The organism is Shewanella sp. 3_MG-2023, from assembly GCF_030548765.1.
Lineage (GTDB): Bacteria > Pseudomonadota > Gammaproteobacteria > Enterobacterales > Shewanellaceae > Shewanella.
Genome location: NZ_JAUOSH010000003.1, coordinates 96,524 through 112,837, shown reverse-complemented (window position 1 = coordinate 112,837; position 16,314 = coordinate 96,524). Strand labels below are relative to the sequence as shown.

The 16,314-nt window shown below is 41.1% G+C and carries 14 protein-coding genes; 6 read left to right on the top strand and 8 right to left on the bottom strand.

Annotated elements, in window-relative coordinates:
* Window positions 1-13 precede the first annotated feature (13 nt).
* Together pdsS and pdsR are read right to left on the bottom strand one after the other, a co-directional pair.
* Window positions 14-2,179 carry a proteobacterial dedicated sortase system histidine kinase gene (pdsS, locus tag Q4591_RS02750; RefSeq protein ID WP_102439605.1) on the bottom strand — a complete coding sequence of 722 codons (2,166 nt, stop codon included), beginning with the start codon at window positions 2,177-2,179 and terminating at the stop codon, window positions 14-16.
* Window positions 2,179-2,871 (bottom strand): proteobacterial dedicated sortase system response regulator, encoded by a 693-nt coding sequence (gene pdsR, locus Q4591_RS02745; RefSeq protein ID WP_102439606.1) that lies wholly within the window; start codon window positions 2,869-2,871, stop codon window positions 2,179-2,181. The genes pdsS and pdsR overlap by 1 nt, the downstream gene beginning before the upstream one ends.
* 218 nt (window positions 2,872-3,089) lie before the next feature.
* Between pdsR and pdsO the strand changes: the two genes are divergently transcribed.
* From pdsO to Q4591_RS02730, 3 genes are all read left to right on the top strand, one after another.
* Complete coding sequence (gene pdsO, locus Q4591_RS02740) at window positions 3,090-3,899, top strand: sortase-associated OmpA-like protein PdsO (protein WP_102439607.1); 810 nt, start codon at window positions 3,090-3,092, stop codon at window positions 3,897-3,899.
* A gap of 81 nt (window positions 3,900-3,980) precedes the next feature.
* Window positions 3,981-6,293, top strand: coding sequence for a marine proteobacterial sortase target protein (locus Q4591_RS02735; RefSeq protein ID WP_102531787.1), 2,313 nt, complete (start codon window positions 3,981-3,983; stop codon window positions 6,291-6,293).
* 26 nt (window positions 6,294-6,319) lie between these two features.
* Entirely contained in the window at window positions 6,320-6,904 is a 585-nt protein-coding gene (locus Q4591_RS02730) for a class GN sortase (RefSeq protein ID WP_102476395.1), read from the top strand.
* 48 nt (window positions 6,905-6,952) lie between these two features.
* Here Q4591_RS02730 and Q4591_RS02725 read toward each other — a convergent pair whose 3' ends face one another.
* From Q4591_RS02725 to Q4591_RS02715, 3 genes are all read right to left on the bottom strand, one after another.
* Window positions 6,953-7,972, bottom strand: coding sequence for a GGDEF domain-containing protein (locus Q4591_RS02725; RefSeq protein WP_102439610.1), 1,020 nt, complete (start codon window positions 7,970-7,972; stop codon window positions 6,953-6,955).
* Window positions 7,973-8,160: 188 nt separating this feature from the next.
* Window positions 8,161-9,048, bottom strand: coding sequence for a hypothetical protein (locus tag Q4591_RS02720; RefSeq protein WP_241901034.1), 888 nt, complete (start codon window positions 9,046-9,048; stop codon window positions 8,161-8,163).
* Window positions 9,049-9,365: 317 nt separating this feature from the next.
* The gene (locus tag Q4591_RS02715; RefSeq protein ID WP_102439618.1) at window positions 9,366-9,743 is read right to left on the bottom strand and encodes a diacylglycerol kinase; all 378 of its coding nucleotides are present in this window, start codon (window positions 9,741-9,743) and stop codon (window positions 9,366-9,368) included.
* 186 nt (window positions 9,744-9,929) lie between these two features.
* Here Q4591_RS02715 and Q4591_RS02710 point away from each other — a divergent pair, with 186 nt between their 5' ends.
* Window positions 9,930-10,844 carry a DNA ligase gene (locus Q4591_RS02710; RefSeq protein ID WP_303459237.1) on the top strand — a complete coding sequence of 305 codons (915 nt, stop codon included), beginning with the start codon at window positions 9,930-9,932 and terminating at the stop codon, window positions 10,842-10,844.
* Between the two features lie 43 nt (window positions 10,845-10,887).
* Window positions 10,888-11,415 carry a low molecular weight protein-tyrosine-phosphatase gene (locus Q4591_RS02705; RefSeq protein ID WP_303459234.1) on the top strand — a complete coding sequence of 176 codons (528 nt, stop codon included), beginning with the start codon at window positions 10,888-10,890 and terminating at the stop codon, window positions 11,413-11,415.
* A 129-nt stretch (window positions 11,416-11,544) separates the two neighbouring features.
* Here the strand turns inward: Q4591_RS02705 and ylqF are convergent, their stop codons facing one another.
* Both ylqF and Q4591_RS02695 read right to left on the bottom strand, forming a co-directional pair.
* Complete coding sequence (ylqF, locus tag Q4591_RS02700) at window positions 11,545-12,489, bottom strand: ribosome biogenesis GTPase YlqF (protein WP_076536189.1); 945 nt, start codon at window positions 12,487-12,489, stop codon at window positions 11,545-11,547.
* A gap of 130 nt (window positions 12,490-12,619) precedes the next feature.
* The gene (locus tag Q4591_RS02695) at window positions 12,620-13,459 is read right to left on the bottom strand and encodes an isopenicillin N synthase family oxygenase (RefSeq protein WP_102439613.1); all 840 of its coding nucleotides are present in this window, start codon (window positions 13,457-13,459) and stop codon (window positions 12,620-12,622) included.
* Between the two features lie 184 nt (window positions 13,460-13,643).
* On the opposite strand from Q4591_RS02695, the gene Q4591_RS02690 reads away from it, so the two are divergent.
* On the top strand, window positions 13,644-14,558 hold the full coding sequence (locus tag Q4591_RS02690; protein WP_303459232.1) for a bifunctional methionine sulfoxide reductase B/A protein: 915 nt from the start codon (window positions 13,644-13,646) through the stop codon (window positions 14,556-14,558).
* A 78-nt stretch (window positions 14,559-14,636) separates the two neighbouring features.
* Here Q4591_RS02690 and Q4591_RS02685 read toward each other — a convergent pair whose 3' ends face one another.
* The gene (locus tag Q4591_RS02685; RefSeq protein WP_076536194.1) at window positions 14,637-16,196 is read right to left on the bottom strand and encodes a SulP family inorganic anion transporter; all 1,560 of its coding nucleotides are present in this window, start codon (window positions 16,194-16,196) and stop codon (window positions 14,637-14,639) included.
* Window positions 16,197-16,314 lie beyond the last annotated feature (118 nt).

The following is a 16,314-nucleotide window of genomic DNA, read 5'->3' as shown; positions in this document are numbered from 1 at the left end:
GCTAAAATAAAGGTTATTTTGAGTCTGCTAAGGGGAATATCAGCACGAACTTAACCCCACTGCCATCGGCTAGATTCTCAGCCTTAATGCTGCCTTGGTGAAACTCAGTCACTAATCTTGCAATGTACAAACCTAGCCCTAGATGCGGCTTGGCTTGCACGCCTTGTGGACGTATTGACACCATAGATTCAAAGATTTGCGCTGTCATGTCTGCAGGCAATAATGGCCCTTGGTTAGCCAGTTCGATAATCGCAGTTTTAGCGGTGCGTTTAAGTGTCAGCCTAATAGGATCATCAGTACTGAACTCAATGGCGTTATTAATCAGTTTATCCATCAGCTGCGCTATGTATTCAGGTACACCGAACATGATCATTGGGCCATCATCAATGTCTAGGGTAAATTGAGTTTCAGGGTAGGTATATTGATAACCTTGCATGCAGCCGCTAATGACTTCTGTTAAAGAAAACTGGCTTTGCTCTGCATGGGATAAACTGGCTTCTAAGCGGGTTGCTTCACTTAAGTTGTTTAAGATTAAATGCAAACGGCTGACACCTTCTTGAGCGCGAGCGACGTATTTTTCACTGCCAGGCTCAAGTTGTTGCAAGCTTAAATGCTCAAGGGATGAACGCACTACGGCAACTGGGGTACGTAGTTCGTGTGACAGCCTCGATGACATGTTCTCTAAGTAGTGGGTGTATTGACCTAAACGGCCAACAATATTGGCAAAGCTGCGAGATAAATCGCCAATTTCATCACGGGTTTTAGAGGGGACAATTTGTTGTCTCACTCGGCCTTGGCTATCGATAGCTTGTTCAGATTGATCTCTGAGTTTGCGAATGCGGCTTGAAATGCTGGATGCAAAGATAAACAGCGCCAAGGTGCCCATACTCATGATGGTTAAAATCACATTAAACAGTTTTTCTAGCGCGCGGTTACGCAGGGTACGAATTCCGTGGGTGGTTTCTTCAGCAATGACGGCGCCCATGACTTTATCATCAATCCAGATAGGACTGGCCGCGGCTAATACCACAGCTTTACTATCAGGGGTTAAGCGCCAGGTTGAGCCTTGTTTTCCATTAAGGGCTTGTTGTATATGACTGCCACTTAACTCGGTTGAGTCTTGCAATGAATCGACAAAATCCTGCGGCGGTTTAGTGAGGATTTTATAATATAGCGGCAATAGGTAATCAGTTTTAAATTGCCCCCAAATGCTAGGCTCACGGGTGTCATCTAAGCTTGATGACCAAAGATTATTGCTGGCGCGAATGTCACCCGATTTAGCTAATACCCGGCCATGATTATCAACCACCCAAATACGCGAGCTGTTATGACTCATACCTTTGATAATATTTTCAATTTCAGGTGATGGCACTAAGACTGTGCCTAAATGCGCCACAGAATCGATAGCTGAGGTACCGATAATAGTATTCACTGTACGGGTTTGGCTGTCATCAACATTGTAAATGGCGAACCCGAGTTTACTGCCTAGCATATTTAGCGGCATTCTAAATTCAATGTTATAACCTCTATCGGTGGCAAGCCATTGTCCTTGAATGCGAATTTCTGGTGTTACGGGCATTGATTGAGTTGGATCTTGTGGCAGCTCAAAGGCACTTAACCAACCGTCTTGAGTGTTGGCGACAATATAACGCTTAAATTGGCCATCAGGTGTTTGAGTGGCAATCACTAAATGATCGTTTTTATCTACCCGTAAGCTATTTTTACTACGATAGACCAGATGCTTATCGGCAACCTCAAAAAATCCATATAAATAGCCGGCGTATTTACCCACCATGTGACTAAAGTGAATATCAACGACTTGGTTTTCATTACGATTAAAAATCACGTGATCAGTGCCATAATTGATCACTCTATGCTGATATTGCTGCCAATCAGTCAGTTTACCATCAAGTTGAATTGGCCCCGAAAGTGGATAGGCGTATAAGTCGCGGCCTTTTTCAACCTGACTTAAAAAACTGGCTTGGTGATTAAACAGTTTCGGGCGTTCATGCAATGCGGTGGCTAAGGCTTGAGTGGTGCCCACCAAGGTTTTTTCTTGGCCGTGGCGCAGGTATTTTTCCATTTCCCACACGTATTCATAGCCAAGCCAAGGTAAGCACAGCAAAAATAGCGATAAGATAACGACTTTAGCGCGCAGCCCTATGGGAATATTAAACATTAACTGACACTGTCCCAGCGGTAACCCATGCCATACACGGTATCGATGCAATTAAAGTCTTTATCTGCGCTTAAAAACTTTTTACGAATACGTTTAACGTGGGAGGTAATGGTACTGTCATCGACAAATATTTTAGCTTCTTGCATTAAGTCTTGGCGACTTCGCACATGACCTGGATGTTTTGCCATCGCGTGCACCATCCAAAACTCTGTCACGGTCAACTCTATAGGTTGCTGCTGCCAGTACACCTGAATACGGTTGCCATCAATGGTGAGCTTGCCGTGTTCAATCAGGTTATCTTCAACGATGGCTGCGCCAATCAGTTCTGAGCGTCTAAATAAAGCGGCAATACGAGCAATTAAGTGCGGAAAGCTGACATCTTTTGATAGGTAATCATCAGCGCCTAATCTAAGGCCGCAAACGGTATCAAAGTCACTGTCTCGGGCGGTTAAAAAGATAATCGGTAAACTGCTAGACATAGATCGCAGCGACTGACATAAGGTAAAGCCGCCATCTATTTCGGTCTCAAGGCCAATATCAATAATGGCTAGGTCAGGTAAACGGGCATTAAAAGCCAACATGGCAGCAGGGCGGTTGGCATAACCCTGCACGCTATAGCCTTGTTGTTGCAGTAACTCTTTATAGTTTTCTCTAATGGCTACTTCATCTTCTACAATCGCAATTCTTTTCATATCACCATCTTTGTTTTGTCTTATATGGCTGACTATACATTATTTTTATGGCCAAAAAAGCGCTCCCTAGCAATTGCCATATTGTTGCCACATTTCATCGCTACATTGCCACTTTTACGCCCCTTAATTGCCATTTCAATGCTGTTTAATAGTTTCATCGAATGAGCAAACGCACTTCATTCAAATTTAATTATTAATCTGAAATAAAGGACAACACCATGAAAAAGCAATTAATCGCCATCGCAATCATCAGCAGTTTATCGATCGCCAACATCACTCACTTACACGCAGAAGAAATGAAACCAGCGATTGATTCAACCATTGATTCAAGTGATGTTTTAGCACAAACACCAGAAAGAGAGCACACAGAAGAGTTAGTCGGCTTGTCATCTGGGGCCATATTAGGCGCTGTGGTAGGCGGACCTGTTGGCGCCATCGTTGGCAGCTTTGTTGGGGTACTTATTGGTAAGACTGTGGGTGATGATTCTGAGATTGAAACTCAAAATGAGTTACTCGCCAAGCAACAACAGGCACTCGAGCTGCAAACTTATGAACTTACGGCGCTACATGAAAAGCAACAGTCTTTGGCGGAGGTCAATGATGAATATATACAAGTGCAGACGCAATTAGCCGATTTGCGCCATGCTCAAGAGCAAAAAATGCAAGAGCTGGCCATCGGGCTAAATGTGCAATTCAAAACCGGCTCAGCGACTATCGAGCCTCATTTTGAACAACAACTCGATGATGTTGCTTATGTGATGGCATTATCACCAGATTTGATGTTGGATTTAACCGGTTACGCTGACCGCCGCGGTGACAGTAAATTTAACCAAGCACTATCAGAGCAGCGTTTAATAGCAGTGACCAAGTATTTGGCTAATCAAGGCATAGCTGATGAACGCTTACATGCCAAAGCCTATGGCGCGACAGCGCCTTTACATGAGCAACAAAATTTTGAAAACGACTTTTTTGATCGCCGCGTGACTTTAAAAATTATCCCTGTGGGTGAAGCTTTAGCCGCTAATTAATATGACGAAAATTCAGTGTAAACCTTGGACTGGTGAGAATGCTGGTTTTGAGGTTTACGCTAATTTCATGGAGAGAAAACAATGAATATTAGTGTTAATCGTCATAGGGTGCATTACCTTTGCTCGAGCTTAATTTTACTGGGTTTAGTGATTTTGAATGTGCTATTTCCAGTATATGCAATGCCAACAAGTAAAGCAGATGGGCGCTCTGCTGAGATAACCCAGGGTGTGCTTGAATATATACAAGAGGGTGAAATCCACTATAGCTTGCCTTTATCCACCGATGTGTCAATGAAAGTATCTGGCTGGGTTAATCGCGTTAAGGTTAAGCAAACCTTTACCAATAACACCCAAGGCTTTATAAACGGTAAGTATCATTTTCCGTTATCCCACAATGGAGCGGTGGATCAAATGCGGTTAGTCATTGGCGAGCGTATTATTGAAGGCGAAGTACAACCAAAATTACAAGCCAAAGCCACCTTTGAAAAAGCCAAAGCTGCAGGTAAACGTGCCAGTTTAGTGAGTCAGCAAAGGGTGAATATTTTTACCACAGAAGTGGCGAATTTAGCCCCTAACGAGACTTTAACTGTTGAGATAAGTTATCAAGAAAAACTTAATTATAAAGAGGGTCAGTTTAGTTTACGGTTTCCAATGACCATTACGCCGCGTTATTCGCCAACAGCTTTATCAGAGCAAGTTTTAGTCGGTAATAGTGCTAGCAGTCAGAGTTCTAGTGAAAGTCCTAGTCGGCAACAGCGCCATAACCATTTGGGCATATTTGATTCTATTGCTGAAATGCTACCTGAGATGCTAACCGGCTTTAATTTGAATAACTTTGCAGAAGGGGCTGTAACTGATGATGCCTCTTCGGATTCTGCTGGTAATATCATGGTTAATATTAATGTCGAATTAAATACAGGTTTTGAACTTGGTGCGGTAACCAGTCCGTATCACAAAATTAAAGCAGCGCCAGTGGTAGGCAAGCAACAATGGATGGTAGAACTTGATCGCGCTGTGGTCGCCAATCAAGATTTTGTATTGAATTGGAAGCCTGTTGATGCAGCTAAATCGCATGCTGCAAATCATGCTGAAGTTGCGTTGCCGCTGCCATCAATGTTCATTCAACAAGGATTAACTCATCAATCAGCTGAACTTAGGTCAGCTAAAAATAGTATCAACAATCAAGATTATTACGGCTTAGTGATGTTAACGCCGCCACAAGTTAAAACGTATAATGGGGTCACTCCTCGGGAGTTAATCTTGGTTATTGATACCTCTGGCTCTATGGAAGGGGACTCTATAGTGCAGGCCAAACAGGCTTTACTGTCTGCGCTTGCAGGTTTAAGAACGAAAGATAAGTTTAATATTATTGGATTTAATCATCAGTTAACAAAACTATCTGCATCATCTTTGAAAGTTAACAGCCGTAATATTGCTAAAGCCAATCAATTTGTCCAAGGATTACAAGCCAATGGCGGCACTGAAATTAGCATGGCGCTTTCTGCCTCTTTGCTAATTCAAGATCAAAGCAATCAAATCGGGAGTGAAAACGCGCTACGTCAGGTGATATTTATTACAGACGGCGCGGTGGCTAACGAGCAAGGTTTATTTAAGCAAATAGAAGCCGACTTAGGTCAAAGTCGATTATTCACTGTCGGGATAGGCTCGGCCCCGAATACGCACTTTATGGAGCGCGCAGCCATGTTTGGCCGTGGCATTTACACCTACATTGGTAAAACGGCTGAGGTAAAACAAAAAATCGAAGGGTTACTGCAAAAGATTGAGCAACCAGTGGCAACAGATGTAAAAGTCACTTATCAAGACGGCACAATTCCTGATCATTGGCCTGCAAGAATCCCTGATTTATATACTGATGAACCAATCTTAGTCAGCTTTAAATCTCCGGCATACAATCAGCAAGATATTGTTATATCAGGCGAGACTCAGGGCGAATATTGGCAACTACAGATACCTAATCCACACCAGACTCGTCATTTAGATAATTCAGACATTGAGGCCCCAGGGTTAGATCTTATCTGGGCTAATGCGCAAATCAATGCCATTGAAGCCACCCAAACTAGGGCGAACAGTGAAAGAATAAAACAGCAAGTTAAAGCATTAGGAATGAAGTATCACCTGGTGACCTCACAAACAAGTCTAGTGGCGGTCGATAAAACCCCAGTTAATTTTACCCCTGAATTTAACGCTGATTATCAAGTTAAGCCACATTTACCAAAGGGATTACAAAAAGCAGGTGTCTTACCGCAAACAGCAACATCGAGCCGTTTGAATATACTCATTGGATTAAGCTTTTTATTGATTGCGCTTTTGCATGGACTTTGGCTTAAGCAGTGTCTTCCTGGTCAGCGGTTAACCATACCTAAGCATAAATAAGGAGCGCTGCGTTGATAAGTTTAAAAATGCTCATCCCTGGTTGTTTAGCCGTCTTAGGAGTCAGTTTTTTATCACATGGAGCCTATATGCAAGTTAAAGCGAATTTTGCGCAATATTTAATTGAGCAAGCATGGAATAAAACCTTGCAAGACCAAACACCCCATAAGCCTTGGAGCTGGGCTGATACGCATCCAGTTGGCAAGTTAATGCTTTATGCAGATAAAGAAACAGATGTTTATCCTGTAGGGGATCCTATGTTTGTGCTAGCGGGGGCTTCGGGCCGAAATTTGGCGTTTGGCCCAAGCTTGATGCTTAAAGGTGCAGGGGTTGGAGAGGTTGGTAATACAATCATTGCTGGCCACAGAGACACCCATTTTTCACACTTAAAAAATGTTAAAAAAGGCGACATCGTAGAATTAGAAACCGCAATTGGGCAAATACAAAGTTACTTAATAACCGGCATCGATATAGTACATGAAACGCAAACAGAGATACTCGATATGACGGCGGATAATCAGCTAACATTGATAACCTGTTACCCGTTTGAAGACTTGTCTGCAAGCAGTGATTACCGTTACGTGGTAACGGCAAAACAAGTAAATCACAGTTAGTTGTTTTAATTGGACGGTTTAATTTAACTCGCTACTTAATCGCTTTAACTATATAGGCATGACTCTATTACGCCCTAATCTTTTTGCTTGATATAACAACTGGTCAGCAGCCTCAATTAGCTGACTAGTTGTTTGATTTTCTTGCCACTGCACCACACCAAATGACGCATTGACATTATCAATTCGAGTGTCACTGCGCCTGTCTTTGACCCTGAGTTTTTCAATGGAGCGTCTCATGGCTTCGGCTAATTGTCTGGCGATCCTTAATTGGCTATTTGGGACGATAATGGCAAACTCTTCACCGCCAAAACGGTATAACTTTACCCCTTCTCGACAAGATTCCTGTAGCCGTTTGGCTACCACTCTAAGTACTAAGTCCCCAAGCTGGTGGCCATAAGTATCATTAAATAGTTTAAAGTTATCAATGTCAGCCATAATCAAGCAGCAGCCTTGGGGCGATTGTGCAATAACCGCATTAATATCGTCATTAAAGGCGCGACGATTTAACGTTTCGGTGAGTGCATCATACAAAACATCTTTTTCTGTTTTAGCCAGCTTTTGTTTTAAAATATTAATCTCGGACTGCGCTTTATTGAGTTGTTCAGTAAAACTCTTGCTACTTGATTGAATACGCGAAGATTCTTTAACCATACTGCGCACCACAGTGACCAATTGTTCCAGTGAAAAATCTTGGTTTTCAAACTCAGTTAATTTACGGACATTTTTTTGTATTTGAGATTGAAAAGTACGGGTGTCATGATGGGTATCTTTGATTGATTGAGATAACTCGCACACCATAGCATCAAGATTTTGACGCATAGTTCTGACATCTAACTCAACAGGATCGGCGATATGTTCTCGATACAGTAACTCACTTGAAACGGGTGAATATTGTTGATTTAGCTTAATATTTTCATCAAGTGCCAGATTTAGCTTAGGATTGGTTTCGCTAACATAGGCATACCAAAGTGCATAATTGGTTGGTGTTGTTGGAATGCTGTGTTTTAGCATTAAAGGTACGGCTTTTTTTAGATGAAGCGCGGCCGTTTTCAATAAATCGTTAGACATTCAATCCCTCAACAAAATAGGTAATAAAGCGAATGAACCAATTAGGTTTATCAATGAAATATAACAATTAATTAATGTGATAGATATTTTGTTAGTAAGTTTTTTGATAAACAGGCAAACCTTAAATAAAGTTTGCCCGTTTATTGATTGAAGATAAGATATTTTGCCGTGATTAAAAATGTAGTTGTTTAAAAGCGGTAGGACACTGCAAACATAGGGCCGGTGAAACCATAGTTTATGTTGTAATCTAGGGTACGATATTCTTCATCTAAAATACTTCTAGATTGTTCAATATCAACATCGACATCATAATAGTTATACGCCAGTGCTAATTGCCAGTTATCGCTAATTTTTGCCTGCACGCCAGCCCTGATGTCGACTAACGAACCTTTAAAATTATCATATTTGATCGCAAAATATTGAACATGGGCGCCAAATGTCCAACCAGGATAAAATTCATAGTTACCATATAAGCCGATATTAGGCAGAGGCGCAGTGATTGCGTTATCAACAACTTTTGGAGTAAAGGTCGTCGTATCACACAAACTATTGGGGTCACTGTGACCTTCACATAAACTAATATTGCCTTCGAAAATGGTTTCAACAAACATGGTGTGAATACCAATCGATGCGCCGACAAAATATTGTTCACCTTGCCAAATATCATAACCATAACCTAAACGGAGAATATCGATATTTAACGTGGTGGAAATAGTGGCACTACCATCAATAAGGTAATTCTGATCATTATCGCCAAATTCAGGGATTTCAATATCAAACCCCAGTTGTGGGGTTTCAGCATCTCGATGTAGAGATTTCCAATCAAGGTAAATATTATGACGGTCTTTGAAGTGATAGCGGAATTCGAAAAAAGGTAGAAATTGATCTTCTGTTAAAAGTAAGTCGTCTTCAAAATCAAGCAAATAGTAATTACCTGTATCTCTGGCACTTTTAACTAACATGGTGGAATCTGTATTGGCATAAAAAGCCCCGAGAGTAAATTTATACTCGTCAGCAGACACACTGTTAGATATACATAGGGCTGTCAATAGACCGATAGGGACTCGCTTTAACATTATTTCTCCGCACTCTATGGGGCTCATTTGGGGTAATAAATGAGGGTCGTGCATTATTATTTTTTTAGTTTTACTAGGCTAATATCTTAGCGCTGAAATATATTAGCATTATGTAAGCAAATGTGAAGTTTTTGTTGCTAAAGCGGTGGTTTTTTTGATCTAGTACAGGTTAACAAGCGTATTGGGCTAAAAACAAACGAAAGTCGCATTAAACCAGCTTGTTTAATGCGCATTTATAACCATACCTGATAATAACTACATCGTAGAGGGGCGCAGAATTGCTGTGGCTGATTGACAAGATTAAAAAGTAAAAGAGACTAATTCAGCACATAGGCATTAATCAAAATACATGCCCAAGTGATCCCACATAGGGCTAGGCTCATAAATACTGCTGCAGAGGCAGTATCTTTGGCTTGGCCACTTAAGGGATGAATTTCATCACTAATGCGATCCACTACAGCTTCAATTGCAGAGTTAACTAATTCGGTGATCAGAACAATAAATAAAGTCATGATTAACAGCAACTTTTCAATAAGGCTGACATCGACCATAATAGCCACTGGCAGTAAAATCCCCGCTAAAATCAGTTCTTGTCTGAATGCTGCTTCGTTAACCCATGCACTTTTAAGCCCTTTAAATGAAAAACCTGTCGCACGTAAGACACGTTTTAATCCATGATTGTTTTCTGGTTTCATATTGGCTGACTTAGTCCCTAAATGGTTTGGTGGATGATGGTCCAATTGATGACAAAAGTAGCCAAACATTGGCTAACTTATGGCAGTTTATTGATCATGCACTAAAATTGCTAATCAATTTGTTTAATTATTAGTTTACTTTTACGGCAACAGGATGTTGTTCCAAATACCAGCAAGGATGCAGCTATGTCTATTTTTTTTTCAAAAACTATTGCTACGCCAGTGTCAGCTCTGTCGTTGATAGTATTTATATTGGCTGATTTTATAAGGCGTAATATATCAATCATCATGACAGTATTGAGTCTCTTTGCGCCCCCCATATTGTTTGCTGCAGATAAGCCAGCAATCCAACTTGCTACCAAAATCACTGAAGGAATTGATATTAATCAATATTATGTCAGTGAAAAGTTAGATGGTGTACGTGGTTATTGGACTGGGGACAAAATGCTTTCACGTTCAGGTCGAGAGTTCATTTTACCGCAATGGTTCGTGGCAGATTTTCCCAAGCAGGTTTTAGAAGGGGAGTTATGGCTAGGAAGAGCAAGCTTTGAAGCCATGTCAGGGCTTGCACGAAAAAATATCCCAGACAGTGAAATGTGGCGGCAAGTGAAGTTTATGCTGTTTGACTTACCTGAACATGGGGGCATGTTTCGTGACAGATACATAGCACTGCAACAGCTGGCCAAGCAGTCTAAATATCTGCAAGTCATACCCCAAGAAACGATAACCTCTGACACCATGCTGTATAAAAAACTGGATTTAGTCGTGAGTGCCCAAGGTGAAGGGCTAATGCTTCATCGCAAGCAAGCTTTTTATAAAGTAGGTCGCAGCCAAGATATTATGAAATTAAAACCCAAATATGATGCTGAAGCCATTGTTATTAAGCATATTGAAGGCAAGGGGAAATATACCGGTACGCTAGGGGCAATAGTTGTCAGCATGCCCGATGGGCTTGAGTTTAAAATCGGTAGCGGCTTTAGCGATGAACAAAGGCGTAAGCCGCCCCAAATAGGCGCAACGATAACTTATCAGTACTTAGGTCTAACCAAAAATGGTGTGCCACGATTCGCTCATTTTTTAAGAGAAAGACCTAAAATGTGATAGACATAAAAACAATTTTTAATACGCTGAAAAAGGAACTTATGTGAATACAATTAACTCGGTACTATTCGTATGCCTAGGTAACATCTGCCGCTCACCTAGCGCTGAAGCTGTGTTTCGTAGTAAAGCGGCTGAATATGGCTTAGTCATCGAGATTGCCTCTGCTGGCACCTTAGCTTACCACCAAGGTAATGCGCCCGATCCGCGCGCGATTAAAGCGGGCAATGCCAGAGGCTTAGACTTTTCAGGCATGTATGCAAGGCAAATCGCTCAGGCTGATTTTGAAAAATTTGATTTAATACTGGCTGCAGATAATTTTAACTTAAAGGACTTGCAGGCAATATGCCCGCAAGAACATCAACATAAGCTTAAATTAATGCTTAGTTATATGAGTGACGATATAGCTGATTTTGATGAACTGAGTATGGATAAGTTTTCCCTTGAGCATGTGAATCATGCCAAGGAAGTTCCTGACCCTTACTATGGCGGCGCTAATGGTTTTGAAACGGTTTTGGACTTACTGGAGTCTAGCCTTGATAATTTAGCAAAGCAGATAGCGAAAAACCGTTAATATTATCTATACATATTCGCTTTTTAACGGGTAAAAACAATAAAGGCTTAGCATTGCTGCTAAGCCTTTATTTTAAATATGTCGTTTATCAAACACATTGCAGATAAGCTGGATGTTTTTGTTAAAGCCTTATTCGCCTTGGTGACGTTTACCTGATCGTTTCAGATTTTCTTGCTCTAATTTCTGCTGCTTAATAGCTTCTTTTTCAGCCAACACTCTAGCGACTTCTTCTTTCTCGATTTCGGCCATTTCAGGGGTTTCAAGGGTAAGTAGCCCTGTTTTGCCAGAGCGGAATTCATGTAACAGTAATTCTGATGCTTTATGTAAATCGATACGGCCACCAGGTCTTAGTGCTCCGCGCTTACGGCCAATTTCTTCAAGTAATTCAATGTCGGTTTCTGGCAATGATTTAAGCTTATAACGCTCACAAATTTCTTGTGGGTAAGCTTTTAAGAAATATTCAGCAGCAAACATGGCAACGTCTTCATATTCCATTGCGGTGTCTTTAATTGCACCAGTAACAGCAAGGCGGTAGCTACTGGCTTCGTTATCTACTTTAGGCCATAAAATACCCGGCGTATCTGATAGTACGATGCCATTTCGTAAATTAATTCGTTGTTGACGTTTAGTTACAGCTGGCTCATTACCGGTTTTAGCAATGGTTCTACCTGCAAGTGTATTAATGATGGTAGATTTACCAACGTTAGGGATCCCCATGATCATGGTACGAATATCTTTTTCGATTTTGTCTCTGGCAGGTACCAGTTTGCGGCAGATATCAGGAATGTTTTTGACCTGACCAGGTTGTAGTGTGGTGATAGCAGTGGCTTTTACGCCTTGTTCCTGCTCAAGGTACTCAATCCAACGCGCCGTGACTTTTGGATCTGCTAAGTCAGACTTGTTCAGTAGTTTGATACATGGCTTATCGCCCCTTAGCTTAGAAACCATTGGGTTTTCACTACTGTAAGGAATACGGGCATCAAGCACCTCAATAACAAGATCGACTTGAGGCATTGCCTCTTCAATCTCTTTACGAGCTTTATGCATGTGACCTGGATACCATTGAATTGCCATGATTTTGCCTTTTATAAATCTACTACTAACAAAGGGGGCATATTCTACCTTGTTATGAGTAAAAATGATAAAAAAAAGCGCCTATTGGCGCTTTAATATCATTAACGATGTCACTAAATAAGCAGTAGGGTTAAATAACCCCAAGCTCACGCAGTCTTTCCATTAAGTAGCTGTCAGCGGTGTGACGCTCTGACAATACTACTTCTGGATTTGGGTGTAAGAATAGTGGTAATGAAATTCTTGATTTAGTTTTATCACTGCCTTGAGGGTTAATCACCCGATGTGACGTTGAAGGGTAGTAACCTGCTGATGCCTCTTGTAGCATATCACCGATATTGATAATGATATTACCAAAGTCACTGGGTACATCAACCCAGTTACCTTCTTTGGTTTTAACTTGTAGTCCTGGCTCATTGGCAGCAGGTAGTACAGTAATAAGGTTTATGTCCTCATGTGCAGCAGCTCTGATAGCGCCTAACTCTTCATCGCCAAGCATTGGCGGGTAGTGCAGTACTCTTAATAATGTCTTCTGACTATTTTCAATCATTTGTGGTAATGGCATTGAGAATTTGTCAGCAATATCCTTAGGTGCGTACTCTTCAATCCAGCCGAGTAACTCTGCTGCTAGCGCGTTGGCATGTGCATAATAGGCTAAGATATTTTGTTTTAACGATTCAGGAATACGGCCCCAAGGATAAACGTGAAAATATTCTTTGATATCTTTTACGCTATGGCCTTTAGCGGTTTCTGAAATTGAAGCAGGGAAAAATCCATCTTGTGTTTCTGGTTTAAATAGATAATCATTTTTTTGTTCAGATTGAAAAAAGGCATACCACTCTTGATAAATTTTTTCGACCAGTTCTTGACTGACTGGGTGGTTAGAAAGAACGCCAAACCCGGTTTCTCTTAATGAAGCGACAAACTGTTGTGGACAATCTTTTGCGCGGTAATCAATTGTTTCTAGTTTCATATTTTTCTTCTATTGTTTTTATTTGACCCAGCGCGATTCTAACCTTGGTCACACTTTGTCGCAATTTTTTGATGCGAAATATGTCTTGGCCAGTCGAAATAGTGATCTTTATTGTGCATACTGCCATAGTTGTAATACTTGCAGTACAGTAAACCTAATCAAAACAGAAGTAGAGATGGAACTCATGAAGCAGTTAACGGAATTCGAAAAGTATGTGATTGAACAAAAAGGAACTGAGCAACCTTTTAGCGGCGAATACGTCAAACATGATGTCCCAGGGGTGTATTTATGCAAAAAGTGCTTAGCGCCTCTGTATAAAAGTGAGCATAAATTTAATGCTCATTGTGGTTGGCCTGCTTTTGATGATGAAATACCGGGAGCAATTGACCGAACTCCCGATGAAGATGGCCATCGAATCGAAATCACCTGCCGAAAATGTGACGGCCACCTAGGGCATATATTTGAAGGCGAAATGTTAACCGCTAAAAATATCCGTCACTGTGTCAATTCTGTTTCGATGATATTTCAAACGGCAGATGAATTACAAAAAGTAAATAGTAATCAGTTTGCTACTTTTGGCGCGGGCTGTTTTTGGTGCATTGAAGCGGTATTTAATGAGTTAAAGGGAGTGATTGAGGTAACGCCAGGCTACAGTGGCGGTAGTGGTAGCGATGCAAATTATATGGCGGTATGTTCTGGTGATACTGGACATGCTGAAGTTATATTGGTGGAATTTGATCCTAGTATCATTAGTTACCAAAGCTTACTGGCGGTTTTCTTTGCCATTCACAATCCCACCACCTTAAATCAGCAGGGTAATGATAAAGGTCCGCAATACCGTTCAGTTATTTTTACTCATTCAACAGAGCAGGTTGATCAAGCGACCATCGCTATTAGTAAACTAATTCAGCAAGCCATTTGGCCTAAACCTATAGTGACCGAAGTTGCCATGTTCGAAGCTTTTTATCCTGCAGAAAGTGTTCACGAAAATTATTATGCTAATAATGCTGAGCAGCCATATTGTGAGTTAATTATTAAACCAAAATTTGAAATGGCGATGAAACGATTTGAGCAGTTGTTAAAGGACACTGATAAATAATGACTAGCTAAGGTTAGTTTACATCGGCAACAAAAAAGGCGAACTGAGTTCGCCTTTTTTAATGTGTAAACCTAACGATTAAGAGTCTAATGCGTCGTCAGCCACTTTGTAATGGGGATCTTCAATCACATTGACCTCGACTAACGCTCTAGCTTTATGGAGTAAATCTTTACAATCACCGCTCAAATGGCGCAAGTGTAACTTCTTACCGGCAGCAAGATAACGCTCTGCTAAGGTGTCAATTGCATCGAGGGCAGAATGATCTGCAACCCGTGAGTTTTGGAAGTCTACGATAATGTCTTCAGGATCATTCTCTGCGTCAAACAGCTCTAAGAAATTAGATACCGAACCAAAAAATAACGGTCCATTTAATTTGTAAACTTTCCAACCGTTGGCATCAATATTGGTTTCAACATTAATATGTTTGGCATGCTCCCAAGCAAAGACTAATGCAGACACAATAACGCCGACAAATACTGCGAAGGCTAAATCTGTGAACACGGTTACGGTTGTTACTAACACAATGACAAACGCATCATGCTTAGGCACTTTGCCCATGACTTTGAAACTGGCCCATTCAAAGGTACCTAAAACGACAATGAACATAACCCCAACTAATGCAGCTAACGGAATTATTTCAATAAAGGCTGCACCAAATAAGATAAATGCCAATAAAGCGAGTGCTGCAGTGATCCCTGATAATCGTCCACGACCGCCAGAGTTGATGTTAATCATCGATTGTCCAATCATCGCACAGCCACCCATAGCGCCGAAAAAGCCACTGGTAATATTACCAACACCTTGACCAACACATTCTTTGTTACCTTTACCACGGCTGTTAGTCATTTCATCAATAACGGTTAGCGTCAGCAATGATTCAATCAAGCCTACAGCAGCAAGAATACAGGCATAAGGCAGAATGATATAAAGCGTTTCTAGCGTGAATGGGACACTTGGGATAGCAAAGCTTGGCAGGCTACCTGCAATTGTTGCTTGTTCATCGCCGCTCATGGTTTTTAAGAAATCGAGTACATTGCGAGTATCTAAATCTAAGCCTACAACCAATGCCGTTACCGTTAAAATAGCCACCAATGAAGAAGGGATAGCAGTGGTTATTTTGGGTAAGAAGTGAATGATCGCCATAGTTAGTGCCACTAAAGCTAACATAATCATTAGGGGCTCTTGTGCAAGCCATACCATGTTGCCAGCAGCATCTTTTACTTTAAATTGGCCTAATTGTGCAAGGAAAATCACAATGGCTAAGCCATTCACAAAACCTATCATCACAGGATAAGGAACAATACGGATAAATTTACCCAGTTTAAAAATACCGGCAGAAATTTGTATTATCCCTGCCAGTACTACTGCGGCAAATAGGTATTGAACACCATGTTCAACCACCAGTGATACCATAACAACAGCCATCGCGCCGGTAGCGCCAGAAATCATCCCAGGACGGCCACCAATAACAGCAGTAATTAGCCCCATGATGAAGGCTGCGTAAAGTCCTACCATAGGCTCAACTTGTGCGACAAAAGCAAAAGCAACGGCTTCAGGAATAAGCGCGAGTGCAACGGTTAAACCAGATAATATATCTGCTTTGCCGCTACTGGTTTTATGACGTAGTAGATCGAACATTTAACCTCTGAAATCTATTGATGTGTTTGATAATAAAAGTGTGAGCATGTTAACAAAAATGACAAACCTTCTAAACCTGAAATTAAACTTAATTTGTGCTAATTCGTATCGTTAGGGT

Bases quoted from the DNA above. Each gene is read 5' to 3' on its own strand.
- pdsS (WP_102439605.1), bottom strand. From the start codon at position 2,179: ATGTTTAATATTCCCATAGGGCTGCGCGCTAAAGTCGTTATCTTATCG.
- pdsR (WP_102439606.1), bottom strand. From the start codon at position 2,871: ATGAAAAGAATTGCGATTGTAGAAGATGAAGTAGCCATTAGAGAAAAC.
- pdsO (WP_102439607.1), top strand. From the start codon at position 3,090: ATGAAAAAGCAATTAATCGCCATCGCAATCATCAGCAGTTTATCGATC.
- Q4591_RS02735 (WP_102531787.1), top strand. From the start codon at position 3,981: ATGAATATTAGTGTTAATCGTCATAGGGTGCATTACCTTTGCTCGAGC.
- Q4591_RS02730 (WP_102476395.1), top strand. From the start codon at position 6,320: ATGCTCATCCCTGGTTGTTTAGCCGTCTTAGGAGTCAGTTTTTTATCA.
- Q4591_RS02725 (WP_102439610.1), bottom strand. From the start codon at position 7,972: ATGTCTAACGATTTATTGAAAACGGCCGCGCTTCATCTAAAAAAAGCC.
- Q4591_RS02720 (WP_241901034.1), bottom strand. From the start codon at position 9,048: ATGTTAAAGCGAGTCCCTATCGGTCTATTGACAGCCCTATGTATATCT.
- Q4591_RS02715 (WP_102439618.1), bottom strand. From the start codon at position 9,743: ATGAAACCAGAAAACAATCATGGATTAAAACGTGTCTTACGTGCGACA.
- Q4591_RS02710 (WP_303459237.1), top strand. From the start codon at position 9,930: ATGTCTATTTTTTTTTCAAAAACTATTGCTACGCCAGTGTCAGCTCTG.
- ylqF (WP_076536189.1), bottom strand. From the start codon at position 12,489: ATGGCAATTCAATGGTATCCAGGTCACATGCATAAAGCTCGTAAAGAG.
- Q4591_RS02695 (WP_102439613.1), bottom strand. From the start codon at position 13,459: ATGAAACTAGAAACAATTGATTACCGCGCAAAAGATTGTCCACAACAG.
- Q4591_RS02690 (WP_303459232.1), top strand. From the start codon at position 13,644: ATGAAGCAGTTAACGGAATTCGAAAAGTATGTGATTGAACAAAAAGGA.
- Q4591_RS02685 (WP_076536194.1), bottom strand. From the start codon at position 16,196: ATGTTCGATCTACTACGTCATAAAACCAGTAGCGGCAAAGCAGATATA.